Annotated in this window: 23 protein-coding genes and 1 riboswitch; of the genes, 11 read left to right on the top strand and 12 right to left on the bottom strand. The window is 54.7% G+C overall.

Going from position 1 to position 25,785, the window contains the following annotated elements; all coding sequences use genetic code 11:
• Positions 1–22 precede the first annotated feature (22 nt).
• Genes parE through nudF form a run of 5 tightly spaced genes read right to left on the bottom strand, consistent with a single transcriptional unit; the run spans position 23 to position 4,431 of the window.
• Positions 23–1,915: a DNA topoisomerase IV subunit B gene (gene parE, locus ABGB15_RS03715; RefSeq protein ID WP_152082251.1), complete on the bottom strand. Its 1,893-nt coding sequence runs from the start codon at positions 1,913–1,915 to the stop codon at positions 23–25.
• A gap of 28 nt (positions 1,916–1,943) precedes the next feature.
• Positions 1,944–2,525, bottom strand: a complete 582-nt coding sequence (gene yqiA / locus ABGB15_RS03710) for an esterase YqiA (RefSeq protein ID WP_152082252.1) — start codon at positions 2,523–2,525, stop codon at positions 1,944–1,946.
• A complete protein-coding gene (cpdA, locus tag ABGB15_RS03705; RefSeq protein ID WP_215722496.1) occupies positions 2,525–3,352 on the bottom strand; it encodes a 3',5'-cyclic-AMP phosphodiesterase in 828 nt (275 codons plus the stop codon). Before cpdA ends, yqiA begins: the two co-directional genes overlap by 1 nt.
• Before the next feature lie 27 nt (positions 3,353–3,379).
• Entirely contained in the window at positions 3,380–3,802 is a 423-nt protein-coding gene (locus ABGB15_RS03700; protein ID WP_003862516.1) for a DUF1249 family protein, read from the bottom strand.
• Positions 3,799–4,431 (bottom strand): ADP-ribose diphosphatase, encoded by a 633-nt coding sequence (gene nudF / locus ABGB15_RS03695; protein WP_152082254.1) that lies wholly within the window; start codon positions 4,429–4,431, stop codon positions 3,799–3,801. Before nudF ends, ABGB15_RS03700 begins: the two co-directional genes overlap by 4 nt.
• 203 nt (positions 4,432–4,634) lie before the next feature.
• On the opposite strand from nudF, the gene tolC reads away from it, so the two are divergent.
• The 3 genes from tolC (at position 4,635) to ABGB15_RS03680 (ending at position 8,136) form a co-directional block, all read left to right on the top strand.
• A complete protein-coding gene (gene tolC / locus ABGB15_RS03690) occupies positions 4,635–6,113 on the top strand; it encodes an outer membrane channel protein TolC (protein ID WP_152082255.1) in 1,479 nt (492 codons plus the stop codon).
• 194 nt (positions 6,114–6,307) lie between these two features.
• A complete protein-coding gene (locus tag ABGB15_RS03685) occupies positions 6,308–6,973 on the top strand; it encodes a DUF1190 family protein (RefSeq protein WP_215722495.1) in 666 nt (221 codons plus the stop codon).
• 2 nt (positions 6,974–6,975) lie between these two features.
• On the top strand, positions 6,976–8,136 hold the full coding sequence (locus ABGB15_RS03680; RefSeq protein ID WP_152082257.1) for a glutathionylspermidine synthase family protein: 1,161 nt from the start codon (positions 6,976–6,978) through the stop codon (positions 8,134–8,136).
• A gap of 79 nt (positions 8,137–8,215) precedes the next feature.
• Here the strand turns inward: ABGB15_RS03680 and ygiD are convergent, their stop codons facing one another.
• On the bottom strand, positions 8,216–9,004 hold the full coding sequence (gene ygiD, locus ABGB15_RS03675; RefSeq protein WP_215722494.1) for a 4,5-DOPA dioxygenase extradiol: 789 nt from the start codon (positions 9,002–9,004) through the stop codon (positions 8,216–8,218).
• 131 nt (positions 9,005–9,135) lie between these two features.
• Between ygiD and zupT the strand changes: the two genes are divergently transcribed.
• The 5 genes from zupT to ABGB15_RS03650 all read left to right on the top strand — a co-directional run bounded on the left by zupT (position 9,136) and on the right by ABGB15_RS03650 (position 15,154).
• Entirely contained in the window at positions 9,136–9,909 is a 774-nt protein-coding gene (gene zupT, locus ABGB15_RS03670) for a zinc transporter ZupT (RefSeq protein ID WP_369064111.1), read from the top strand.
• Between the two features lie 348 nt (positions 9,910–10,257).
• The gene (locus ABGB15_RS03665) at positions 10,258–10,818 is read left to right on the top strand and encodes a fimbrial protein (protein ID WP_215722493.1); all 561 of its coding nucleotides are present in this window, start codon (positions 10,258–10,260) and stop codon (positions 10,816–10,818) included.
• A gap of 75 nt (positions 10,819–10,893) precedes the next feature.
• Entirely contained in the window at positions 10,894–13,338 is a 2,445-nt protein-coding gene (locus tag ABGB15_RS03660) for a fimbria/pilus outer membrane usher protein (RefSeq protein ID WP_215722492.1), read from the top strand.
• Positions 13,339–13,347: 9 nt separating this feature from the next.
• Complete coding sequence (locus ABGB15_RS03655) at positions 13,348–14,109, top strand: molecular chaperone (protein ID WP_215722518.1); 762 nt, start codon at positions 13,348–13,350, stop codon at positions 14,107–14,109.
• Positions 14,093–15,154 carry a type 1 fimbrial protein gene (locus ABGB15_RS03650; protein WP_152082262.1) on the top strand — a complete coding sequence of 354 codons (1,062 nt, stop codon included), beginning with the start codon at positions 14,093–14,095 and terminating at the stop codon, positions 15,152–15,154. The genes ABGB15_RS03655 and ABGB15_RS03650 overlap by 17 nt, the downstream gene beginning before the upstream one ends.
• 44 nt (positions 15,155–15,198) lie before the next feature.
• On the opposite strand, the gene ribB is transcribed toward ABGB15_RS03650, so the two are convergent.
• On the bottom strand, positions 15,199–15,852 hold the full coding sequence (gene ribB / locus ABGB15_RS03645; RefSeq protein ID WP_010435670.1) for a 3,4-dihydroxy-2-butanone-4-phosphate synthase: 654 nt from the start codon (positions 15,850–15,852) through the stop codon (positions 15,199–15,201).
• 107 nt (positions 15,853–15,959) lie between these two features.
• Positions 15,960–16,110: riboswitch (FMN riboswitch) on the bottom strand.
• Positions 16,111–16,230: 120 nt separating this feature from the next.
• On the opposite strand from ribB, the gene ubiK reads away from it, so the two are divergent.
• Positions 16,231–16,527: a ubiquinone biosynthesis accessory factor UbiK gene (gene ubiK, locus ABGB15_RS03640; RefSeq protein WP_152082263.1), complete on the top strand. Its 297-nt coding sequence runs from the start codon at positions 16,231–16,233 to the stop codon at positions 16,525–16,527.
• Between the two features lie 79 nt (positions 16,528–16,606).
• Here the strand turns inward: ubiK and hldE are convergent, their stop codons facing one another.
• Genes hldE through ABGB15_RS03625 form a run of 3 tightly spaced genes read right to left on the bottom strand, consistent with a single transcriptional unit; the run spans position 16,607 to position 22,255 of the window.
• Complete coding sequence (hldE, locus tag ABGB15_RS03635; protein WP_047347819.1) at positions 16,607–18,037, bottom strand: bifunctional D-glycero-beta-D-manno-heptose-7-phosphate kinase/D-glycero-beta-D-manno-heptose 1-phosphate adenylyltransferase HldE; 1,431 nt, start codon at positions 18,035–18,037, stop codon at positions 16,607–16,609.
• Between the two features lie 40 nt (positions 18,038–18,077).
• Positions 18,078–20,933 carry a bifunctional [glutamate--ammonia ligase]-adenylyl-L-tyrosine phosphorylase/[glutamate--ammonia-ligase] adenylyltransferase gene (gene glnE, locus ABGB15_RS03630; protein WP_215722491.1) on the bottom strand — a complete coding sequence of 952 codons (2,856 nt, stop codon included), beginning with the start codon at positions 20,931–20,933 and terminating at the stop codon, positions 18,078–18,080.
• 20 nt (positions 20,934–20,953) lie between these two features.
• Complete coding sequence (locus ABGB15_RS03625) at positions 20,954–22,255, bottom strand: inorganic triphosphatase (protein ID WP_215722490.1); 1,302 nt, start codon at positions 22,253–22,255, stop codon at positions 20,954–20,956.
• 237 nt (positions 22,256–22,492) lie between these two features.
• Between ABGB15_RS03625 and ABGB15_RS03620 the strand changes: the two genes are divergently transcribed.
• Positions 22,493–23,113, top strand: a complete 621-nt coding sequence (locus ABGB15_RS03620) for a TIGR04211 family SH3 domain-containing protein (RefSeq protein ID WP_152082266.1) — start codon at positions 22,493–22,495, stop codon at positions 23,111–23,113.
• 58 nt (positions 23,114–23,171) lie between these two features.
• Positions 23,172–24,413: a multifunctional CCA addition/repair protein gene (locus ABGB15_RS03615; RefSeq protein WP_152082267.1), complete on the top strand. Its 1,242-nt coding sequence runs from the start codon at positions 23,172–23,174 to the stop codon at positions 24,411–24,413.
• Between the two features lie 11 nt (positions 24,414–24,424).
• Here ABGB15_RS03615 and bacA read toward each other — a convergent pair whose 3' ends face one another.
• Positions 24,425–25,246 (bottom strand): undecaprenyl-diphosphate phosphatase, encoded by an 822-nt coding sequence (gene bacA, locus ABGB15_RS03610; RefSeq protein WP_152082268.1) that lies wholly within the window; start codon positions 25,244–25,246, stop codon positions 24,425–24,427.
• A gap of 105 nt (positions 25,247–25,351) precedes the next feature.
• On the bottom strand, positions 25,352–25,720 hold the full coding sequence (folB, locus tag ABGB15_RS03605; protein WP_152082269.1) for a bifunctional dihydroneopterin aldolase/7,8-dihydroneopterin epimerase: 369 nt from the start codon (positions 25,718–25,720) through the stop codon (positions 25,352–25,354).
• Positions 25,721–25,785 lie beyond the last annotated feature (65 nt).

The following is a 25,785-nucleotide window of genomic DNA, read 5'->3' as shown; positions in this document are numbered from 1 at the left end:
TGCTCAGGAGAGGGTCAGGGCATCAGGCTTCAATATCCGCCATATCGCCTTTCTCCTGCAGCCAGTTACGTCGGTCTTCCGAACGTTTCTTGGCAAGCAGCATATCCATTACGGCGTTGGTTTGCTGTTCGTCTTCGTCGCTGATCGTCAGCTGCACCAGACGGCGGGTATTCGGGTCCAGCGTGGTTTCACGCAGTTGCATCGGGTTCATCTCACCCAGCCCTTTAAAGCGCTGCACGTTCGGTTTGCCCTTCTTACGCTTCAACTGCTCCAGCACGCCCGCTTTCTCTTCTTCCGTCAGCGCGTAGTAAACCTCTTTGCCGAGGTCGATACGGTACAGCGGCGGCAGCGCAACATGAACGTGACCGTTTTTCACAAGCGTTCTGAAGTGCTTCACGAACAGCGCGCACAGCAGCGTGGCAATGTGCAGACCATCGGAGTCCGCATCCGCGAGGATACAGATTTTGCCGTAGCGTAGCTGGCTCAGATCGTCGCTGTCCGGATCGATACCGATCGCCACCGAAATATCATGCACTTCCTGCGAGGCCAGCACTTCATCAGAAGAGACTTCCCAGGTGTTGAGGATCTTACCCTTGAGCGGCATGATCGCCTGATATTCACGATCGCGTGCCTGCTTGGCCGATCCGCCTGCCGAGTCCCCTTCCACGAGGAAAAGTTCGGTACGGTTGAGATCCTGCGCGGTGCAGTCAGCCAGCTTGCCCGGCAGCGCAGGGCCGCTGGTCAGCTTTTTACGCACCACTTTCTTCGCCGCGCGCAGACGACGCTGGGCGCTGGAGATAGCCATTTCAGCCAGCATCTCTGCCGCCTGAACGTTCTGGTTCAGCCACAGGGTGAATGCATCTTTCACCACACCGGAGACGAACGCCGCACACTGGCGTGAAGAGAGACGCTCTTTAGTCTGGCCAGCAAACTGCGGGTCCTGCATCTTCACGGAGAGCACATAGGCGCAGCGATCCCAGATATCCTCTGCCGACAGCTTCACGCCGCGCGGCAGAATGTTGCGGTATTCGCAGAACTCGCGCATCGCGTCCAGCAACCCCTGACGCAGGCCGTTAACGTGCGTCCCGCCGAGCATGGTCGGGATCAGGTTGACGTAGCTTTCTGTGAGCAGCTCACCGCCTTCCGGCAGCCACAGCAACGCCCAGTCCACCGCTTCGGTATCACCGGTAAAATTACCGACAAACGGTTTTTCCGGCAGCGTCGGCAGGCCGTTGACCGCTTCGCACAGATAGTCGTTCAGACCATCTTCGTAGCGCCAGGTCTGCTCGGTGTTGTTGACGTTGTCTTTAAAGGTAATTTCCACGCCGGGGCACAGCACTGCTTTCGCTTTCAGCAGATGCGTCAGGCGGGAAACGGAAAAACGCGGGCTGTCGAAGAAACTTTCGTCAGGCCAGAAGTGAACGCTGGTGCCGGTGTTGCGTTTGCCGCATGTCCCGACGACCTGCAAATCCTGGACTTTTTCGCCATTTTCAAACGCAATATTGTAGATCTGGCCGTCGCGACGGACATTCACTTCCACGCGTTTAGACAAGGCGTTAACAACGGAGATACCCACGCCGTGCAAACCACCTGAGAACTGGTAGTTTTTGTTGGAGAACTTACCGCCCGCATGCAGACGGCAGAGGATCAGCTCAACGGCTGGCACGCCCTCTTCCGGGTGGATGTCTACCGGCATGCCGCGCCCGTCGTCGATGACTTCCAGCGACTGATCGGCATGCAGGATAACGTCGACGCGTTTGGCATGGCCTGCCAGCGCTTCGTCCACACTGTTATCAATCACTTCCTGGCCCAGGTGGTTTGGGCGCGTCGTATCAGTGTACATCCCCGGACGGCGGCGAACCGGCTCAAGCCCGGTGAGTACCTCAATGGCATCAGCGTTATAGGTTTGCGTCATGATTTAAGCTAGCAATTCGCATTGATTGTCAGAGGCTGTGCAGTCCAAGAAAATCGACAATCTGGGTGAAATGATCTTCAAAGCCCGTGAAAGCATGGTTTCCGCCCTCTTCTATAGTCTGGCGGCAGGATGCGTAATACGCCACTGCCTGGCGGTAATCCAGCACTTCATCACCCGTCTGTTGCAGCAGCCAGATGAGATCGGGCGCTTCAAGCGGGTCTACCTGCATAACTTTGAGATCGTAAATATGGCGTGACTCTAGCACATATTGCTGCCCGGTGTAGGGGTTCTCGTTTTCACCAAGAAAGTCCCGCAACAGCTCAAAGGGCCGTACCGCCGGATTAACAACGACAGCGGGCAGCATAAAGCATTGTGACAGCCAGGTCGCGTAGTAACCCCCAAGCGACGACCCGACAATGCCAAAGGACTCCCCGCCGTGTTCAAGCACCACAGATTCCAGCATTTCCGCCGCATCCGCCGGGTAAGGTGGCAGTTGCGGAACAATCATCTCAATGTGTGGATGATGCTCGCTCAGCCACTGGCGAAATTGTGTCGCTTTCGCAGAACGTGGCGAACTGTTGAACCCGTGCAGATAGAGGAGCGTAGACATCAATAGCCTTCTGAAGCGGTATCAGGACGGAATTTTGTCCCTGATAAACGGCAGACTTCGGTTGTCAGCGAGCCATCCGCATGCAATTCCAGCCATCTCCAGCCCGGCGCGATGGTATCCAGGGTAAAGTTGGCGCAGTGCGGCTTAAACTGAACGCAGGTGGACGGTGTCGCCAGCAGTCGGCGGCCATTCCAGTCGAGATCCTGTTCCTGGTGAATGTGTCCGCACAGCAGATTTTTCACCCGCGGGAATTTCACCAGCACGCTGTCCAGCGCCGCAGAGTTGCGCAAGCTGTGCTGGTCAAGCCAGCTACAACCCGCAGGCAGCGGGTGATGATGAAGCAACAGCAGCGTATTACGCTCCGGTTCGGCAGCCAGCTTTTTCTCCAGCCATTCGAGCTGAAAATCGCTCAGCTCACCGTGCGGGACGCCAAACACCTGGCTGTCGAGCAGCAGGATTTGCCAATGGTCACCTGTAAATACACACTTTGCCGGCGATATCCCTGCCTCCTGAAGCGAGCTGTACATCGCAGGCTGGAAATCGTGATTACCCGGTAGCCAGACGCAAGGCACGCTGAAGCTCGCGATCCCTTCAGCGAAATGCTGATAGGCTGCGGAGGATTGATCCTGCGCCAGATCGCCCGTTGCGACGATCAAATCGCATGCGCGGTTTTCGGCATGGATCGCGCTAAGTACGGCCTGATAACTCTCCCAGGTGTTTACGCCCAGCAGAGTCTCATGCTTTTCGGCAAAAAGGTGGGTATCGGTGATTTGTAATATCCTGACTGGCGTCCCACCAGCAACAGTCAGGTTCAACAGGCTTTCCAAATGGTGTCCTTAGGTAGGTTTATGACGCTAACAAACCGGAATCGCCATTGCTCCATGTGCTAAACAATATCTTAGCCAGTCAGCTAAAAACTGGTTAATTTGATGCTTTTCGTCGCGTTGATGCAACTTTTTATTCGGATAATCATACCGCGCTTTGAAGCGAAAGATCTGCTGGCTTGAACACACTTCAGCGACCATCGCATCGTGGTAGAGGCGCACCGTCATCGACGGCAGGCTCCAGTAGCTAATACTGGGAGCCGTTTGCTCAATTTCCACCAGCGTAGTGTAGCGCGTTGATTCTGTTATCGTTAACCGATACTGCGCGTTGCTCACCTGATAGCTTACCGTTTCGCCGGGTGCGTCATTTCGTGGCAACAGGCGGCGCAGCTGTGCGAAATTGGTTTCGCACAGGCGCATCATTTCTGGGAAGTCAGGTGTATAACGCTTCATTTTTTCCACTCGTGTCGTAATGTCTGATGATGCAGTTGCAGCCATTGCAGGGCGATGACAGACGCTGCGTTGTCGATTGTCCCCTCTTCTACCCACTGGTAAGCCTGTTCCCGGCTCACCACATGAACCCGAATATCTTCGTTTTCATCGACCAGACCGTGAATACCTTCCGCGGTCGTGGCATCCACTTCGCCCACCATAATGGACAAACGCTCGCTCGTGCCGCCAGGGCTTGCCAGATAGCTCAGCACCGGTTTCGTGCGGCCAACCACCAGACCTGCTTCTTCCAGCGCCTCGCGGCGGGCGACGTCTTCAACCGATTCACCCTCTTCGATCATCCCGGCCACCATCTCCAGCAACCACGGGCTTTCACTGGTGTCGTAAGCGGCAATGCGGATCTGTTCAACCAGCACCACTTCATCACGCACTGGGTCAAAGGGTAGCAAGACTGCCGCATGCCCGCGCTCAAAAATTTCGCGTTTAATTTCGCCGCTCATCTCACCGTTAAACAGGCGATGCCTGAAACGGTAAAGATCCATTGAAAAAAAACCGCTATATAGCGTTTCTCGTGCAATAATTTCTACATCGTTTTTGGCGAATGTCACGGGCAACTTTTCTGGTTTTTGCATGAGTCGAGTCCTGGTAGCAATGGTGATGAAATTGTGAATTTCAAGGCTGTTTGGCTGCCGTTTGTAAGGCTATATGGTAGATTGGTGCAAATTACCGCCAGATGGCACGTAACGCCAACCTTTTGGTGTGGATGATTCTGTTAGAATCGGCAATTATTTTTAATTAGATCAGCGCTAATACTGCTTCACAACAAGGAATGCAAATGAAGAAATTGCTCCCCATCCTTATCGGCCTGAGCCTGACGGGCTTCAGTGCAATGAGCCAGGCAGAGAACCTGCTACAGGTCTACCAGCAGGCACGTCTGGGCAACCCTGATTTACGTAAATCAGCGGCCGATCGTGATGCTGCGTTTGAAAAGATTAACGAAGCACGTAGTCCGCTGCTGCCGCAGTTGGGCCTGGGTGCAGATTATACCTACAGTAACGGTTTCCGCGATAACAACGGCATTAACTCCAATGCCACCAGTGCGTCGCTGCAGTTAACCCAGACGCTGTTTGATATGTCCAAATGGCGTGCCCTGACCCTGCAGGAAAAAAGCGCAGGTATCCAGGATGTGACGTATCAGACCGATCAGCAAACGCTGATCCTGAACACCGCCACCGCGTATTTCAACGTGCTGAGCGCCATTGACGCGCTCTCCTACACCGAAGCGCAGAAACAGGCCATTTACCGTCAGTTGGATCAAACCACTCAACGCTTCAACGTGGGTCTGGTCGCGATCACCGACGTGCAAAACGCCCGTTCACAGTACGACACCGTGCTGGCTAACGAAGTGACCGCGCGTAACAACCTTGATAATGCGCTGGAATCACTGCGTCAGGTCACCGGTAACTACTACCCTGAGCTGGCTTCTCTGAACGTGGACAGCTTCAAAACGGACAAACCGCAAGCCGTCAATGCGCTGCTTAAAGAAGCGGAAAACCGCAACCTGACCTTGCTTCAGGCGCGTCTGAGCCAGGATCTGGCGCGCGAGCAGATTCGTCAGGCGCAGGATGGTCATTTGCCAACGCTGAGTCTGAGCGCCTCGACCGGGGTATCTGATACCACCTATAACGGTTCTAAAACCAACACGGCGCAATATGACGACAGCAACGCGGGCCAGAATAAAGTCGGCCTGAGCTTCTCCCTGCCGCTGTACCAGGGCGGAATGGTAAACTCCCAGGTGAAACAGGCGCAGTACAACTTTGTTGGCGCAAGCGAGCAACTGGAAAGCGCCCATCGCAACGTGGTGCAGACGGTACGTTCTTCGTTCAACAACGTGAACGCTTCGATCAGCAGCATTAACGCCTACAAACAGGCTGTTGTCTCGGCTCAAAGTTCACTGGATGCGATGGAAGCGGGCTATTCCGTTGGTACGCGTACCATTGTCGACGTTCTGGATGCAACAACCACGCTGTACAACGCCAAACAGCAACTTTCCAGCGCGCGTTACCAGTACCTGATTAACCAGCTGAACATTAAACAAGCACTGGGTACGCTGAACGAGCAGGATCTGCAGATGCTGAACAGCACGCTGGGCAAACCGGTTTCAACGTCGCCAGAAAGCGTCGCGCCGGAGAACCCTGATCAGGTTGCCGCCGTTGATAACTTTAACGGTAACGGCAGCGCGCCAGCCGCACAGCCAGCGGCAGCGCGTAGCACAACGCCTGCCAGCAACGGTAGCAATCCGTTCCGTAACTAAGCCTTGCCCGATGGCGCTTCGCTTATCGGGCCTACTTAATCGTAGGCCGGGTAAGCGCAGCGCCACCTGGCGCAAAATCACATCCGAACGTAAGCCAACGTAAAGATCCCCCTGATTCCGCCCCTCTTCGCTTCATTTTCAACCACTCATCCTCTATCCTGAGCGTTATTACCACTGGGTCCTGGAAGACAAAGATGAAACGGACAAAAACGATTAACCACGCTTCGTTCCGCAAGAGCTGGAACGCGCGTCATCTCACCCCTGTTGCGCTGGCGATCACCGCCGTCTTTATGCTGGCGGGTTGTGAGAAAAGCGACGAAACGGTTTCGTTGTATCAGAACGCGGACGACTGCTCGACAGCTACCGGCAAAACAGCAGAATGTACCACGGCTTATAACAACGCCCTGAAAGAAGCGGAACGAACCGCGCCGAAGTACGCCTCACGCGAAGACTGTGTGGCTGAATTTGGTGAAGGTCAGTGCCAGCAGGCACCGGCGCAGGCGGGAATGGCACCGGAAAACCAGGCACAGGCGCAGTCCAGCGGCAGCTTCTGGATGCCGTTAATGGCCGGTTACATGATGGGCCGACTGATGAGCGGCGGTGCAGGCTACCAGCAGCAGCCGCTGTTTAGCTCTAAAAATCCTAACAGCCCAGCTTACGGTAAATACACCGATGCCAGCGGCAAGAACTACGGTGCAGCAACACCTGGCCGTACCATGACCGTACCGAAAACGGCGATGGCACCAAAACCGGCGACCACCAGCACCATTACCCGTGGCGGTTTCGGGGAGTCTGTGGCGAAACAAACCACCATGCAGCGTAGCGCGACCGGCACCTCAACTCGCTCAATGGGCGGCTGATCATGGAACGAGTGAGTATTGTTGAGCGCCCGGACTGGCGCGAAAAAGCCACTGAGTACGGTTTTAACTTTCACACCATGTATGGCGAGCCGTACTGGTGTGAAGATGCCTACTACACGCTCACGCTCGCCCAGGTCGAGAAACTGGAAGAGGTGACCGCTGAGCTGCACCAGATGTGCCTGAAGGTGGTGGAAAAGGTTATCGATAGCGATGAGCTGATGGCCAAATTCCGTATCCCGAAGCATACCTGGAGCTTTGTTCGTCAGTCGTGGAAAACCAGCCAGCCGTCGCTTTACTCTCGCCTTGACCTGGCCTGGGACGGTGTGGGTGAACCGAAGCTGCTGGAAAACAACGCCGATACCCCGACCTCGCTGTATGAAGCCGCGTTCTTCCAGTGGATCTGGCTGGAAGATCAGGTCAATGCAGGGAACCTGCCGGAAGGGAGCGATCAGTTCAACAGCCTGCAGGAGAAGCTGATTGAACGTTTCGCAGAGCTACGTGAACAGCATGGTTTCAACCTGCTCCATCTCGCCTGCTGTCGCGATACGGTAGAGGATCGCGGGACGGTTCAGTATCTGCAGGATTGTGCGGCTGAAGCGGAAGTCGCGACCGAATTCCTTTATATCGAGGACATCGGTCTGGGCGAGAAAGGTCAGTTCACCGATCTGCAGGATCAGGTGATCAGTAACCTGTTCAAGCTCTATCCGTGGGAATATATGCTGCGCGAGATGTTCTCCACCAAACTGGAAGACGCTGGCGTGCGCTGGCTGGAACCGGCGTGGAAAAGCATTATTTCCAATAAAGCCCTGCTGCCGATGCTGTGGGAGATGTTCCCGGACCATCCTAACCTGCTGCCAGCATACTTTGCCGAAGACGACTTCCCGCCAATGGAAAAATACGTCGTTAAGCCGATCTTCTCCCGCGAAGGGGCGAACGTGTCGATTATCGAAAACGGCAAAACGCTGGAAGCGGTTGAAGGGCCATACGGTGAGGAAGGGATGATCGTCCAGGAATTCTATCAACTGCCGAAATTTGGCGACAGCTATACGCTGATTGGTAGCTGGCTCATCAACGATCAGCCCGCCGGGATTGGCATCCGTGAAGATCGCGCGCTGATCACGCAGGATCTGTCACGGTTCTATCCGCATATTTTTGTGGAGTAAGTCCTGCCGGGTGGCGGTTTCGCCTGACCCGGCCTACGGTTTTGCAGGACCGGTAAGCGTAGCGCCACCGGGCATGTTTTTACCCCACCTGCACCGACAGCATACTCAAACTGCCCATCTCAATACCGTCTACCGGGACGGTAATCGGCTCCTCACCATCCCATGCACCCAATACATACAACAGCGGCAGGAAGTGTTCCGGCGTCGGGTTAGAGAGCGAGCCACCTTCGTGATCCAGATAGTTCACCAGCGGGTGCTGCTCCGCCAGGCCTTTCCAGGTGAGGTTTTCTTTGACAAAGCCGTTGAAGGAGGTCGCCCACGGGTAGGGTGTATTTTCGCCGTGCCAGCGCGCTGTGCGCAGGTTATGCACCACGTTACCACTCGCCACCAGCATGATGCCTTCATCACGCAGCGTCGCCAGCTTGCGGCCAATCTCCAGATGCCAGGCTGCCGGTTTGGTACTGTCGATGCTCAGTTGCACCATCGGGATATCGGCATCAGGATACATTTTAATAAGCACGCCCCATGAACCGTGGTCAAAACCCCAGGCCTCTTTATCCAGCGCGACAGGAACAGGTGCCAGTAAATCGACAAGTTGCTGTGCCAGCTCAGGCGATCCGGGTGCCGGGTAATGTGTGTCATACAGCGCCTGCGGGAAGCCGCCAAAATCATGGATAGTTTTCGGCGCTTCCATCGCGGTGACGCCTGTACCACGGGTAAACCAGTGTGCAGACACCACCACAATGGCTTTCGGACGCGGCAACGTCTCACCCAGATGACGCCATGCGCGGGTATAGACGTTATCTTCCAGCACGTTCATTGGGCTGCCGTGGCCTAAAAACAGTGCTGGCATACGGGGAGAAGTCATGATGATATCCTTACAGAAGATGTCAATTTGATGGTGTCAGATTACGCGCAATGTGGGAAAGATGAACGCAGATAACCATGACGATCATCATCAGGAAATTTGAATATCAGGAACAGATACAGGAGAGGTGAATGTCAGTACCCTTGATTTTGACCCTACTTGCGGGTGCCGCTACCTTCATAGGCGCGATACTCGGCGTACTCGGCCAAAAGCCGTCTAACCGCGTGCTGGCTTTTTCTCTGGGTTTTGCCGCCGGGATCATGCTGCTTATCTCTCTGATGGAGATGCTGCCCGCAGCGCTTCACACCGAGGGAATGTCTCCGGTTCTGGGCTACGGCATGTTTGTATTGGGCCTGCTGGGTTACTTTGCCCTCGACCGCATGCTGCCGCACGCGCACCCTCAGGACTTGATGCAAAAAAGCGTTACCCCCATTCCGGGTAATATCAAACGAACGGCCATTCTGCTGACGCTCGGTATCAGCCTGCATAACTTCCCGGAAGGCGTCGCCACGTATGTCACGGCCAGCAGCAACCTGGAGATGGGTTTTGGGGTGGCGCTGGCGGTGGCCTTACACAATATTCCTGAAGGACTGGCCGTTGCCGGACCGGTTTATGCTGCGACAGGTTCAAAACGCACCGCCGTTTTCTGGGCGGGAATTTCCGGTATGGCTGAAATTCTTGGCGGCGTGCTGGCGTGGTTGATACTCGGCAGCCTGGTTTCCCCTGTTGTGGTGGCCGCTATTATGGCAGCCGTTGCAGGAATTATGGTTGCGCTGTCGGTTGATGAACTCATGCCCCTGGCGAAAGAGATAGACCCGAATAATAATCCTAGTTACGGCGTGCTGTGTGGGATGTCTGTAATGGGATTAAGCCTGGTTTTACTCCAGACATCCGGCATTGGTTGATGCCATCTGCGCTTTCGGAAAAACGAAAGCGCACATTTTTATGCGAACAGCATACTATTATTAAGATGAATAATTTCCACTATCACCCTCGCCTGCCTGGACTATAATAATCAAGTTTTTTATAAGATATTTTCATCCATTATAAGACGCACATTAAAAGTCAGGTATTATCTCTACAATTTTCGAAAATCATCCACTTACAATTATCACTATTTATATTTTAACCCTAACTACAATTATTTTTAAGTCATATTAATCGCATTGCGTTACTGTCGACAGTTATACTTTTATGGCATTATTCTGAAAATAGCATTCAGGATGTGAATTAATTTGGAAAAGGATATTTTCATGCATACAGGTAAAAAGGTATTGTTAGCTGCTGTAATGGCGACCATTTTCTCTGGTTCCGCTTTTGCTGACGACCAGGGCTCAGGTAAGATCACATTCAAAGGCGTTATTATCGACGCACCATGCAGTATTGCACCAGACAGCGTGGATAAAGAAATTGATCTTGGCCAGGTTACGACAGACGTTATCAATGCCAATAAGAAATCCGCGCCAGTTCCAGTGGATATCAATCTGAAAAACTGCCAGCTTGACGATCCAGGCGATGAAACCGCCGATCCGGTAACGAAAGTCGATGTCACATTCACCAGCGCAGCAACAGACGCTACGGATACCAACCTGATGAGCAACACCTATGCAAGCGGTGCTCAGAATGTCGGCGTTCGTCTGCTGGATAATGCTGAAGCCAACATCACCCTCGGCAGCGCTACGGAAGTGGCATTACTGGAAGGTTCAGACACTCAAACGCTGCATTTTAAAGCACAGATGGAAGTGCTGAGCGGTAAAACGGCTACTGCGGGCCAGGTTGAATCGACTGCTAACTACGTGTTGGCGTATAAATAAGTATACCCACCTCGCTATCTACCGACTGGTATTTATGCCAGTCGGCATTTTTTATTTACATTGAGCAATATGATGATGAAATACAAATTAGAAAAGATAATCATCATTACTATTCTGCTAATATCAAAAGTCGCCTCTGGTACTGAATTCAATATTAATGCCATCGATAAAGATCAGCGTGACAGTGTAGATTTAACCCAATTCAAAGACCAAACGTCTATTGTACCAGGACGTTATTTCGTCACCGTCTCAATTAATGACACTCCGCTGGCCAATGGCTGGCAACTCACCTGGAAACAGGTCGGCAACGCTGTTCAGGTTTGTATTCCAACAGAGCTTGCTGATTCGTTTGGCTTGCAGGATAAAATACGTAATAGCTTGCCCGAAAAAGAAGGTTGCGTTGATTTTACATCATTGCCTGATATCAAATTTACCTTTGAACAGGCAAGCCAGACCTTAAAAATTACTGTCCCCCAGGCCTGGTTACAGTACCGCTCGGTCGACTGGATGCCGCCCTCAACCTGGGACAACGGCGTCGCTGGCGTACTTCTGGATTACAACCTCTTTGCCAGCCATTACCAACCTACGAGTGGCGGCAGCTCTGATAATGCCAATACCTACGGTACTGCTGGTGCGAATATGGGCCCATGGCGGCTACGCAGTGATTACCAGTACAACCAGACGCATACCGAAAGCGGTTCAGACCACGACGGACGCTTCTCTCGCGTTTATATGTTCCGCCCGCTCCCTTCAATTGGAGCAAAGCTGACGCTCGGAGAGACGGATTTTCAGTCCGCTATTTTCGATGGATTTACCTATACCGGAGCCTCACTGATCAGCGATGAGCGCATGTTGCCATGGTCACTACGCGGCTACGCCCCACAAATATCGGGAATCGCCCAAACAAACGCTACGGTAACGGTGAGCCTTGCTGACCGCGTGATTTATCAAACGAAAGTTCCGCCGGGACCGTTTGTTATCCAGGATCTCAACCAGTCGGTGCAAGGGACGCTGGATGTCAAAGTTACAGAAGAGGATGGGCGGGTCAGTACGTTTCAGGTTTCCGCCGAATCCGTCCCTTTTTTGACACGTAAAGGGCAGGTTCGCTACAAAATTGCGACAGGTAAAGCGCGCAAAGACGCCTCGCATGATGTTGAGGATAATGCGTTTATGAGCGGCGAGTTTTCCTGGGGCATGCTGTCTCAAACGTCCTTGTATGGTGGAACCCTTGCCGATGGCGATCATTACCGCTCAATCGCCGCCGGGCTTGGACAAAATATGGCGTATCTGGGTGCGCTCTCGTTTGATGTCACTCAGGCCACAAGCCAGCTACCGGGTCAAAACGCTCAGACAGGTTATAGCTACCGCTTCAACTACAGCAAACGGTTCGACACCACAGGCAGCCAGCTTACGCTCGCCAGCTATCGCTACTCTGATCGGCGTTTCCTCAGCTACGCGCGCTTTCTGGATTATGACGACAACGACAACCAGACAGAAAAACAGACGCTGAGCGTCACGGCCAGTCAGTACATTTCAGCGCTCTCACTCAACCTTTATTTGAGCATGTTGCGACAAACCTGGTGGGATGATTCACCGTCAACGACGGGTAGCCTCACGGCGGGCTACAACTTCGATATCGGCCGCTGGAAGAACCTCGGTATTACGGTATCGTTGAGCAGAACGCATTATGAAGATGAAGACGAAGGCGATGACAATCAGTTCTACCTCTCTCTCAGCGTACCGCTCGACCCTGATCATCGCCTGAACTACGACCTTCGCAACAGCGACAGTCTGAGCCAGAACGTCTCCTGGTATGACACCTCTGATCGGGACAATACCTGGGGTGTCTCCGCAGGGACGGAGAGCGAAAAAGCCGATGCTGGCGCGCAGTTCAGCGGCAACTATCAACATTACTCTTCGTTGGGCGATCTCAACGTGTCGGGTAGCTATAAAGCGAATGAATACAACTCGATGAGCGCGAGCTGGAATGGCTCCTTTACTGGCACGGCAAAAGGGCTTGCTCTCCATCGTCGCAGCTATGGTAATGAGCCACGCGTCATGGTGAGTACAGACGGCATTGGTCACATTCCGCTGAATGTCTCTCGGGATGAAACCAATGCGGCGGGTATTGGCGTACTTCCCTCGTTTTCCAGCTATACCCCGGCCAGCGTGCAGGTCAACATGAACAACCTGCCTGAGGGTGTTGACGTCGATAACCGGGTGATGACCTCAACATGGACAGAAGGCGCGATTGGTTACCGCCAAATTGCTACCCGAGCGGGTAGCGATATTGCTGGCATTTTGCGGACGACGTCCGGCACTCCTCCTCTCGGTGCCCTGGTTCGCCTGCAGGAAACCGGCCAGCAGATCGGCATGGTGGCCGACGACGGTCACGTCTGGCTGGGAGCGGTAGAGCCGGATCAACAATTCCTGGTAACCTGGGGAGACAACCAGCAGTGTCGCTTCTCGTTACCTTCACACCTTGAAAACAGTATGCAGCTGATGCTGCCATGTCAGTAAGAAATCATGATGAAATTAACCCCCTTGAAAACCCTGTGCCTGATGTTGCTCGGCACAGCCCTGAACGCCCACGCCGCCATTAACCTGGATCGCACGCGTATCGTTTTTCCGGAAAACGACAAGGCGAGCAGCCTGAAAGTCGACAACCAGAGCAAAGCCTTACCATATCTGGCGCTCTCCTGGATTGAAGACGAAAACGGGCGTAAAGAGGACAACCATTTTATGGCCCTGCCACCGATCCAGCGTATTGAAGCGGGTGCTTCATCGCAGGTGAGGATTGTCAAACAAGCGGCAGCCAGCCAGTTACCGAAAGACAGGGAATCTCTGTTTTACTTTAACCTGCGCGAGGTTCCGCCCAGGAGCAGCAGTGCCGGCGATGAACACAGTGTGATGCAGGTGGCGATGCAAAGCCGCATCAAACTGTTCTGGCGTCCTAAAGCCATTACCAAAAAATCGGGCGAACAAGCCGAAATGCGCATGGAAATTACCGCCACACCAAAAGGTCTGACCGTACATAACCCAACGCCGTATTACATCACCATCGCCTGGCTCAGCAAAAACGCGAAAAACCTGCTGCCAGGCTTCGACAGCCTGATGATTGCCCCCTTTGCGACAGCATCAACATCCACAGGCGGCTACCACGGGGACTACTACAGCGTGGGTTACATTGATGATTACGGCGCACTTAAAAAAGTGGATGTGAAGTGCGCGGGAGCGGCAACGTGTCAGTTGAAGGAGCGGAAGGTCGAAAAAGATGCCAAAGCTCATTAATTATCTGTTTCTGTTGTTACTGGCGCTCTTGCCACTCAAAGAGGCGCTGGCACTTGACTGCTATCTTGGTGGTTCGGGAGGCCCCGTCGAAGAGACGAAAACAATCTCTCCTTTTGCCATCCCCAGTAATGCTCAGGTGGGGCAAAAAATTTGGGAATCAAATGACATAAAAATCCCGGTAACCTGCGACCACAACGTCACCAGCGACTTTGAAAAAGAGGATATCTATGCCTGGGTTAACCCCTATCCCGCGCCTTCAGATCCCTACTACGAGCTCGGCGTAACTTACGAAGGAATGGATTACGACGCTACAGGGCAACCTAACGGCGTGGATACGACTCAGTGCCTTGATAATAATAAAATTACGATTTATACCCCAGCACAAATTCAGCAGATGGGCTGGGAGAATCGTATCTGTTCTGGCAACGCGAACGACATTCATATATCACGCACGTTCATTGTGCGTATCCGTCTGTATGTCAAAATAAAGGCCATGCCCCCGCACGGTTACGTCAGCACGCTTGGGGACTATATCGTGGTGCAGTTTGACGGGAAAGGCGGCGTGAACCAGATGTCCGATGCGAAAAACCTCAAGTATCACATCAATGGTCTGAACAACATCACCGTGCTGGATTGCGGTGCTACCTTCAGCATCTATCCTGAAAATCAGGAGATCGACTTTGGTACGTTTAGCGCACGCGATATAGTCAACCAGGGCACACGAAAGCGTACTTTCTCGGTCAGAACGACCAAAATACAAGACGCCGAATGTTCCGATGGTTTTAAAATGGACTCATCGTTCTACACTAACGAAACGCTCAGCGATGATGACACCGCCCTGCTCATCGGCAACGGGTTAAAGCTGCGAATACTGGACGGTACCCAGCCTTACACCTACAACCAGTACAAAGAGTATGCCGATTTCACAGGCAGTACCTTGCAATACGAACAAACCTACACCGCCGAGCTGTCGCCCGTACCAGGAAAAGCCATTCAGTCCGGTCCGTTCGAAACCGTAGTGCTGTTTAAAATTAACTACCACTAGAGACAAAAAAGCCGGGTTTCCCCGGCTTTTTCACATCAGTCACTTCAACTGGCTTTGCGCTCATGCGCCTGGCGGTATTCAACCAGATCTTCAATGGTCACCACCGGCATGTTGTGCAGACGTGCAAAGGTGATGCACTCTGGCGCGCGCGCCATGGTGCCATCATCGTTGGTCAGTTCGCACAGTACGCCCGCAGGTTTGAAGCCTGCCAGCGTTACCAGGTCGATCGTCGCTTCGGTGTGGCCGCCACGGGTCAGCACGCCGCCCGCCTGCGCACGCAGTGGGAAGACGTGGCCAGGACGGTGCAGGTCTGAAGGCTTCGCACCATCAGCAATCGCGGCACGTACAGTGGTCAGGCGGTCAGCCGCAGACACACCGGTGGTCACGCCATGCGCGGCTTCGATGGTCACGGTAAAACCCGTCCCAAAGGCGCTGGTGTTGTTCTCAACCATCATTGGCAGTTCGAGCTGCTTACGACGGTCTTCGGTAATACACAGGCATACGATGCCGCTGCCGTGACGGATGGTCAGCGCCATCTGCTCAACGGTCATGTTTTCGGCGGCGAAAATCATATCGCCTTCGTTTTCACGGTTTTCATCGTCAAGCACCATTACACCGCGGCCTTCACGCAGTGCATCCAGTGCATGTTCAACACGTTGAGTTGAAGTGCCAAAAGAGGAAAGTAGCGTCTGATTCATGGTAAAAAAAACCTCATTAAAAATATGGTTACCAGAATCAGGGCAGTCTTAGGAGCGCCGTATAAGCGGCAAAAAAATAACGTGAGCGGGCCGATGCCCGACTGGATCGTTACTCTCTCCCATCCGGACTCTAACCGTCGGCCCCGGAATTACACCGGATCTGCTGACCTTTGAGTGTTCACTCAAAGCGCTCGCGGGCTTTCAGCGTTAAGCTGATTTACCGCCGGTGGGGAATTTCGCCCCGCCCTGAGAATAAGCGAGATAACTATAACGCTATTGATTACCCTGGGCAATGCATAAGCATCAAACAATTTTGTTTAACCCACAGCATGACGCGCTACAATGGACACTAATACCTTTTCATCAAGGGAAACGACAATGATTGACCCGAAAAAAATTGAACAAATCGCGCGTCAGGTTCATGAATCCATGCCGAAAGGCATTCGTGAGTTTGGCGATGACGTAGAAAAGAAAATCCGCCAGACGCTGCAGGCGCAGTTGGTTCGCCTTGATTTAGTGAGCCGTGAAGAGTTCGATGTACAGACGCAGGTTCTGCTGCGCACCCGCGAAAAGCTGGCCCTGCTGGAACAGCGTCTGACCGAGCTGGAAAACCGCAATGCGCCGGAACAAGTTAAACCGGCACCGGCCATTCCGCCGGTGGACGAGCAGGAGTAAGTGCGGCCTGATGCCCTCACCCCAGCCCTCTCCCTGTGGGAGAGGGTGAAAAACGAACGGGCCAATCGGCCCGTTTTTTTTACTGACTGTCTTTCTGGATCTTCTTGATGATGTTGGTGGTTGAACACCCGTCCTCAAAATTGAGCACCATCACCTCACCGCCGTTGGCCCAGACCTCTTCGCTGCCCGCGATTTGCTCCGGTTTGTAATCGCCGCCTTTCACCAGCAGATCCGGCAGAATACCGGCAATCAGGCGCTGCGGCGTGTCTTCTTCAAACGACACCACCCAGTCCACCGCTTCCAGCGCGCCGAGCACAATCATGCGCTGCTCCAGCGGGTTCACCGGCCGCGTTTCGCCTTTAAGACGTTTCGTTGACGCATCGCTGTTCACCGCCACAATCAGGCGATCGCCGAGCTTGCGCGCATTCGCCAGGTACGAAACGTGGCCCGCATGCAGAATGTCGAACACACCGTTGGTCATCACCACTTTCTCACCGCGCTTACGCGCCGCGGCAACGGCCACTTTCAGTTCGTCTTCGCTCATGACACCAAAACCGGTATCTGCGCGACCGCGCACGGCGTTTTCCAGCTCGATTGGTGAAACGGTAGATGTCCCCAGCTTGCCGACCACCACGCCCGCTGCCGCGTTAGCGAAGTAGCACGCTTCTTCAAGGGAGTTGCCCGCTGCCAGCGTTGCCGCCAGTACGCCGATCACCGTATCACCGGCACCGGTCACGTCGTACACTTCCTGCGCCTGAGTCGGCATATGCAGCGGCGCTTTGCCCGGCTGCAGCAGCGTCATCCCCTGCTCGGAGCGGGTCACCAGCAGCGCAGAGAGTTCGAAATCAGCGATGATTTTCATGCCGCGCTCAACCAGCTCTTCTTCGGTTTTGCACTTGCCCGCCACCGCTTCAAACTCAGAAAGGTTTGGCGTCAGTAGCGTCGCGCCACGATAGCGCTCAAAATCGGTGCCTTTCGGGTCGATCAGCACCGGCACACTGGCTTTACGCGCCAGCTGGATCATCGTCTGCACGCTCGCCAGCGCGCCTTTGGCGTAGTCGGACAAAACCAGCGCGCCGATATTGCCCAGCGCCTGGTTGATGCGCTCGTGCAACGGCTCAGGATCAACGCCTTCAAACCCTTCTTCAAAATCGAGGCGGATCAGTTGCTGGTTACGCGACAACACGCGCAGCTTGGTAATGGTCGGGTGTGTCGGAACAGAAACGAAGTCACACTTCACGTTCACGTCCGCCAGCGACTTGCTCAGCGCGCGCGCCGCATCGTCGATGCCGGTTAACCCGACCAGACGCGAATGCGCGCCCAGAGAGGCAATGTTCATCGCCACGTTTGCCGCGCCGCCAGGACGCTCCTCAATGGTATCGACTTTAACCACCGGAACGGGTGCTTCCGGGGAGATGCGGCTGGTCGGCCCATACCAGTAGCGATCCAGCATCACATCACCGACAACCATAACTCCAGCACGTTCAAACTCTGGCAGTGTTACTTTCATTCCTGACTCCAGAAAGATTCACAATTTGCGCGCGATAATATCACACTTGTTTTGTTACGCACGGTTCCACCAGCCACTTCTGCCAGCTTGCCGTCACCTGTGCGCGTTCACTGACAAAACAGTCCAGCGGCACGTGGCCCGGCTGCTCCTGCAGGGCGAGGTGATGCAGTTCATCGCGCAGCGTCGTGTAGGCGCGCGTTAAGGCCAGCGCTTCCTGCTCATCCATAATGTCGTTTTGCGCCAGCAGTTCCAGAATGCGCACATTATCAGACCAGCGCGTCAGCTTAGGCTTATCGTGCGCATGGCGCAGCACCAGGTATTGGGTAATAAACTCAATATCGGTAATCCCGCCTTCATCGGCTTTGATATCAAAGCGATCGCGATGTTTATTGCCTAAATGCGCGCGCATTTTTTCCCGCATTTCTCGCACGTCGGTTTGTAACGTGCTGCCATCACGCACGGTGGTCATGACATCCTTACGAATGGCATCGAACTGCGTTTTAAGCTGCGGATCGCCATACACCACGCGGGCACGCACCAGCGCCTGGTGCTCCCACGTCCAGGCTTCATTTTTCTGATAATCAGCAAAAGATTCCGTTGAGGTCACCAGCATGCCCGCCGCGCCGGACGGACGCAGACGCGCATCCACTTCGTACAAAATACCCGACGAGGTACGGGTACTGAACAGGTGCATGATGCGCTGCGCCAGCCGCAGGTAGAACTGGCGTCCGTCGATTTCACGCTCGCCGTCGGTCATCACATCCACCGGGCAATCATGAAGGAAAATAAGATCCAGATCGGAGCTATACCCCAACTCCCAGCCACCGAGCTTGCCGTAACCCACAACCGCAAAACCGCGCCCTTCACGATCGGTAAGGTGTTTCGGCTGGCCGTAACGCGCCACCATCTGCATCCATGCCTGCTGCACCACGGCGTCGAGGATCGCTTCCGCCAGCCAGGTTAAGTGATCGCTCACTTTCATCACTGGCAGCGTACCGGCGATATCCGCCGCCGCCACGCGCAGCATCTGCGCCTGCTTAAACTGACGCAGCGCTTCAAGCTGTTGCTCTTCATCTTCTTCCGGCACGCGCAGCAGATACTGGCGCAGCTCGTCGCGGTAGGCATCCGTCGCCGTTGGCTGGTAAAGCGTATTGGGATCAAGCAGTTCGTCCAGCAGCAGCGGGTAACGCGCCAGCTTGTTGGCTACCATCGGCGAAGCGGCGCAGAGCGTGATCAAGTGCTTGAGCGCACCGGGGAACTCACTCAGCAGTTCAAGGTAGGTAGTTCGGGTAATGATCCCGCTCAGCAGCGGCATCATGCGCGACAGTGGCACCGGCGCATCCGCGCGCGAGCAGACATCGCTCAACAGGTGTGGCATCAGGTGATCCAGCACCTGGCGACCGCGTGGGCCAATGGCGCGTTTGTTCAGTTCAAGACGGAAATCGGCGATCAGCGCCACCACGCGGTGACGATCGTCGTCACTTAAATGCGCCAGCACCGGCGTGGTGTCATCTTCCTGAAGCGCATCCTGCCACAGCTCGCGCCAGTGTTCAGAAAGCACATCGTCCTGCGATTCGCTTTCGTCGTCGCCAATCAGATCGTTAAAGATGCGGCGCACGCCCGCCATATGGGTATCCAGCCGTTCGGTCAACGTTGACCAGTCGTCCACGCGCATCCCCCAGGCCAGACGCGCCCGGTTTAGCTCATCGCCTGGCAGAGTCTGGGTCTGCTCGTCATTAATACTTTGCAGCAGGTTTTCCAGACGACGCAGGAACAGGTAGGCGTCCCGCAACGTTTGCGCATCGCCTTCCGGCAGCAGGTGGAGCTGCTCAATGGCGGTCAGCGTTGGCAGCAGCGAGCGGGACTGCAGCGACGGCTCGCGGCCGCCGCGGATCAGCTGGAAGACCTGGACGATAAATTCGATTTCGCGGATGCCGCCCGCGCCGAGCTTGATGTTGTCTTTCAGACCACGCCGACGGACCTCACGGGCGATCATCCCCTTCATGTTGCGCAGGGACTGAATCACGCTGAAATCGATGTAGCGGCGGAACACGAACGGGCGCAGCATCGCGCGCAGCTCGTTGGCGTAAGCATCATCGCTGTCGCCCATGATCCGCGCTTTGACCATCGCGTAACGCTCCCAGTCGCGCCCCTGCTCCTGGTAATAATCTTCCAGCGCCGCAAAGCTCAGCACCAGCGGGCCGCTGTCGCCAAACGGACGCAGACGCATGTCCACGCGGTAGACGAAACCATCCTGCGTCGGTTGATCCAGCGCTTTAATCAGACGCTGGCCGAGACGGGTAAAGAACTGCGCGTTATCCAGCTCGCGACGACCACCGCGCGTGGAGCCGTTCTCAGGCCAGGCAAAAATCAGGTCGATATCGGAGGAGAAGTTCAGCTCGCAGCCGCCCAGCTTCCCCATCCCCAGAATCAACAGCGGTTGCGGAACCCCATTTTCACTGCACGGCGTGCCCCACTCTTTACAGCAGGCGGCGTAGAGCCAGTCCCGCGCGGCGACAATCAGCGTCTGTGCCAGCTCGCTCAACTGCTGCAGCGTGCTTTCTTCACCGACCAGTTCAAGCGCCTGAGCCCAGGCGATACGTACCATCACCCGGCGACGGAACTGGCGCAAAACGCGCATCAGCGTCGCCTCATCCGTGACCTCTTCCAGCGCGGTTTGCAACCAGCCCGCATAATGCCGCCCCTCATCCGCCTGAGGCGGTGAGCTTTCAAGCTCTGCCAGCCAGTCCGGATTCGCGGTAATACTTTCCTGCACAAAATCACTGAACGTGAGCACGCTTTTCGCCTGCTCGCTGAACGATGACGCCGGTAATGACTCAGGCAGACGTTCGCAAACGGTCTGCCATTGCTGCTGTAACTGTGAAGAAAGCGGCATTATAGGGTTCCTTGCCAGTATTAACGTTTTCCGCTGTGCAGCCAGAACGGCTCCTGCGAAATGGCCTCATTACGGAAATGCTCAATCTCAATATGCTGACGGGTTTCGATGGCATGTTTCAGCCCCTGCCAGTTCTCCAGCCAGGCCTGCGCTTTGACTTCATCATACGCACCGGACAACAGCAGCATGCTGTCGATATTGCGAGCAAGACGGGGAAGCTGGTCGCTATACTGATCGCCTAGCGGATGGGCAAAGGTCGTTCTCAGCTCCGCCGCATGGCGTGAAAGATGGATGTCGGCGAAACGTTTGAAGTTATCCGCAATTTTGGTCTGCGCTTTCGCATCCAGAAACGTGCGCCAGCCGCGCGTTACCAGAAACTCGGTCAAGGCCAGTTTTGCCGTGGCGGTTTGCGGGCTGTAGATTGCCGTCTGAGCCGATACATCAGAGAGCATCAGCGTCTCGGTCTGCGTCAGCAGATCACGTAAGTGAGCGCTTGCTTTGCGAGGAACGATACCACCGAACAGCGCCAGGGTATGGCGCACCAGGCCAATCGCCGCCAGCACGTGGGTTTTCGCATTTTTTACATTACGCGCCCACAGCTCTTCATGGTATTGCCACTGGGAGAGCGCCAGCTCCAGCGCGGCTTCCATACCCTGCTCGATGGTGGCTTTCGGTGCAACGTGCAAGATCGTCGTCTCTTTCAGCACACGTGGCGTATTTCCAGCGGCCAGGTGATACCCGCGCGCCGCCTTGCTCAGGCTGCCCTGGCGCAAACCAGACTGATTCACCAGCTTGCGAGCCAGCTTCAGCACGTCATTTGCCTCGCCTTCCAGCAGCTCAAGCTCCAGCTCACAAATCGGCTCCTGGTATTCACCCGCTTTCACATCGCCCAGGTCGAGCGCAATTTCAATACGGCTTTTCCCTTCTGTCACCAGCCATTTCTCACGCCAGAAATCGGTGCTGAACAGCGGCTGCACCTCTGCAGACAAGGTTTCCGGCAGCTTACCCTCAGGCCAGACGTCTGCCGGGAAACGGTCCAGCTCAAGTTCTGGCTTACTGATGTCGATATTATATTCCGGACGCTGGTGCAAACCACCGACCACGCGGCCGGCGATTTTCATCGTCATCTCGTAACGCCCGCTGGCCCCCCGGATGCGCAGCCCCCTGTCGTGACGGCGCAGCCAGTTGTCTGGCGTTTCGTAATAGATGTTGAGAAGCTGTACCGGTTCATGGTGCTCGCTGGAAAGCGTGTACAGATGCTGACGGAGTGCGTCAACGCTGTCTTTTTCGACGATAAATTTTAATTCGATTTCTTGAGCCATAGCCTTGTACTTTTGCGTGCGTCACAGACGCGTCGATGAAGGCGAACTTCCTCGCCATTTATTTGTCAGTACATAGTATTTTGCGCCAAATTGCCACGCAATGAGCAATTTGACGGGCGTAAAAGTTTAAAGCAGTGGAAACCAGGACACAGATGATTCCGATTGATGATGAATCCTTTGCGTAGAGACACTGTTGCCACTACTATCGTTCCACTTTTTATGAAAATAACGACTGATATGCTTAAATTACGCCTGATTGGACTTACTTTACTCGCTTTTAGCGCCGCAACCGCGGTCCACGCTGAAGAGAAACGTTACGTTTCTGACGAACTGAACACCTGGGTACGCAGCGGTCCCGGAGATAATTATCGCCTCGTGGGTACGGTTAATGCCGGCGAGGAAGTCACGCTGTTACAGACCAATGCAGACACCAACTATGGCCAGGTTCGCGACAGCACCGGCCGCACCTCCTGGATACCCCTGAAAGAGCTGAGCAACGTGCCCAGCCTGCGCACCCGCGTGCCGGATCTGGAAAACCAGGTCAAAACCCTGACCGACAAGCTGAACAATATTGACGGTACATGGAATCAGCGCACTGCAGAAATGCAGCAGAAAGTGGCGCAGAGCGACAGCGTGATCAGTGGTCTGAAGGACGAAAACCAGAAGCTGAAAAACGAGCTGATTGTCGCGCAGAAGAAAGTGAATGCCGCTAACCTGCAGCTTGATGACAAACAGCGCACCATCATCATGCAGTGGTTTATGTATGGCGGCGGCGTGCTGGGCGTAGGCCTGGTGCTGGGTCTGGTGCTTCCTCACCTCATTCCAAGCCGCAAGCGTAAAGACCGCTGGATGAACTAACTCGTCTTCTCTGCCACACTTACGTATTATCCTGGAAAAGAGAAAAGGGAGTGTTGGTGTGAAGAGTTATCTGGTCGGTGGTGCGGTACGTGATGCGTTGTTAGGTCTGCCGGTCAAAGATAAGGACTGGGTTGTGGTGGGTGCCACGCCCGAAGCGATGCTTGACGCGGGCTACCAGCAGGTAGGCCGCGATTTCCCTGTGTTTCTTCACCCGAAAAGCCGTGAAGAGTACGCCCTGGCGCGCACCGAACGGAAATCCGGTTCAGGTTATACCGGCTTTACCTGCTATGCCGCGCCAGACGTGACGCTGGAGCAAGATCTCCTGCGCCGCGATCTCACCATTAACGCGCTGGCGCAAGACGAAGACGGCCAGATTATCGACGCCTACGGTGGCCAGGACGATCTGCGCAACCGTCTTTTACGTCACGTCTCGCCTGCTTTTTCTGAAGATCCGCTGCGCGTGCTGCGCGTGGCGCGTTTCGCTGCCCGTTACGCACACCTTAGCTTCCGCATTGCCGATGAGACGATGGCGCTGATGACGGCGATGACCGAAGCGGGTGAACTGGCGCACCTGACGCCAGAACGCGTCTGGAAAGAGACGGAAAACGCGCTTACCACACGCAATCCGCAGGTCTATTTCCAGGTATTGCGCGACTGCGGTGCGCTGAAGGTGCTGTTCCCGGAAGTGGATAAACTGTTTGGCGTTCCGGCTCCGGCGAAATGGCACCCGGAAATTGACACCGGTATTCATACCCTGATGACGCTGAGCATGGCCGCCATGCTCAGTCCGGACGTGGACGTGCGTTTTGCGACCCTCTGCCACGATCTCGGTAAGGGATTAACCCCGAAAGAATTCTGGCCCCGCCATCACGGGCACGGTCCGGCAGGCGTGAAGCTGGTCGAAGGGCTTTGCCAGCGTCTGCGCGTACCGAACGAGATCCGTGACCTGGCGAAACTGGTGGCGGAATTCCACGACCTGATCCATACCTTCCCGATCCTGAAACCGGCCACCATCGTGAAGCTGTTCGATAACATCGACGCCTGGCGCAAGCCTCAGCGCGTAGAGCAGATTGCGCTGACCAGCGAGGCGGACGTGCGCGGACGCACCGGATTTGAAGCCAGTGATTACCCGCAGGGACGTTTGCTGCGCGAAGCGTGGAAAGTGGCAAAAGCGGTGCCAACGAAAGACGTTGTCGACGCTGGATTTAAAGGGCCGGAGATTCGGGAAGAGCTGACGAAACGGCGGATTGATGCGGTAGCGGCGTGGAAGGAACAGCGTTGCCCTCAGCCGAAAGACTGAGGGCTGGTTGGTCAGAAGAAGACCACATAGACGGCTGCCGCCACAATAAAGCGGTAGATCGCGAACGGAATAAACGAAATACGCTTAATCAACTGCAGGAAGGTTTTAATCGCAATCAGCGCCACGATAAAGGCGGTGACAAAGCCCACGGCGAACATCGGGATATCGCCCACGGTCAGGAAGCCAATGCTTTTGTAGAGATCCAGCGCGGTGGCACCCATCATCATCGGCACCGCCAGCAGGAACGAAAACTCCGAGGCCGCATAACGGCTCACGCCCATCAGCATCCCGCCAGAGATTGTTGCCCCTGAGCGCGAGAAGCCCGGCCACAGAGCCAGACACTGGAAGCAGCCAATCATAAACGCCTGGCGATACGTCATATCGTCCAGGCCTTCCGCACGCGGCGTTTTCGGCTTCAGCATTTCCGCAGCGATCAGCAGGAAGCCACCGACCACCAGCGCGTACATCACGTTGATTGGGTTAAACAGCGATTTGATGGTGTCATGGAAAATCAGCCCCAGCACTACCGCCGGGATCATCCCAAGCAGAATATGGATAAGCGTCAGACGGCCTTTGCTTTCCCCTTCGCGCTGCGGCAGACGACCAAAGTGAATGCCAATCAGACCAAACAGACGACGCCAGAACATCACCACGACGGCCAGAATAGAACCCAACTGAATCACCACTTCGAATGTTTTTGCCGTGTCGCCCTCAAACCCCAACAGATGGCCAACAATAATCATATGGCCCGTACTGGAAACCGGCAAAAACTCCGTCAATCCTTCGACCACACCCAGTATTGCCGCCACCAGCAGCGAGTGCATATCGCTCATCTATAAACCCCTAAAAAAATATAAAAAAACGGTGTCCACCAGGGCTACCGTGAAAGATACAGCTTTAAGACCGGTATAACAGAAAATGGTTTAGCGATTATGACGTTAAATCTTTGCTTTCAGATTTTTGCCACGCTCAATAATCACACCTACATTGGCCGCGCGCGCCACCGCCCCCGGCTTGCTCAGCTTGATGCGCACCCACGGTGAGTTGAACTTGCTCAGCAGCAGTTCAGCCACTTCTTCTGCCACACGCTCCACCAGCGCAAAACGTTGCCCTTCTACGTGGCCGATGACCGTTTCACTGATATCGGCATAGCTCAGACAGTCATTCACGTCATCGCTTTTTGCGGACTTACGGTTATCCCAGCCCATTTCGATATCGAACACCAGCTTTTGCTCGATGGTCTGTTCCCAGTCGTAAACACCGATAGTGGTGATTACCGAAAGTTGCTCTATAAATACAATATCCATCACGACCTGCCTGCTTTTTGGCTAAACCGGATACCACTTCCGGCGAATTATGCGTATTATCCACA

Origin of the sequence: Enterobacter sp. MALB-1, from assembly GCF_041021625.1 — a bacterium.
Taxonomy (GTDB): Bacteria; Pseudomonadota; Gammaproteobacteria; order Enterobacterales; family Enterobacteriaceae; genus Enterobacter; species Enterobacter oligotrophicus.
The sequence above is the reverse complement of the archived record's forward strand: the minus strand, read 5'-3'. Positions and strand labels throughout refer to the sequence as shown.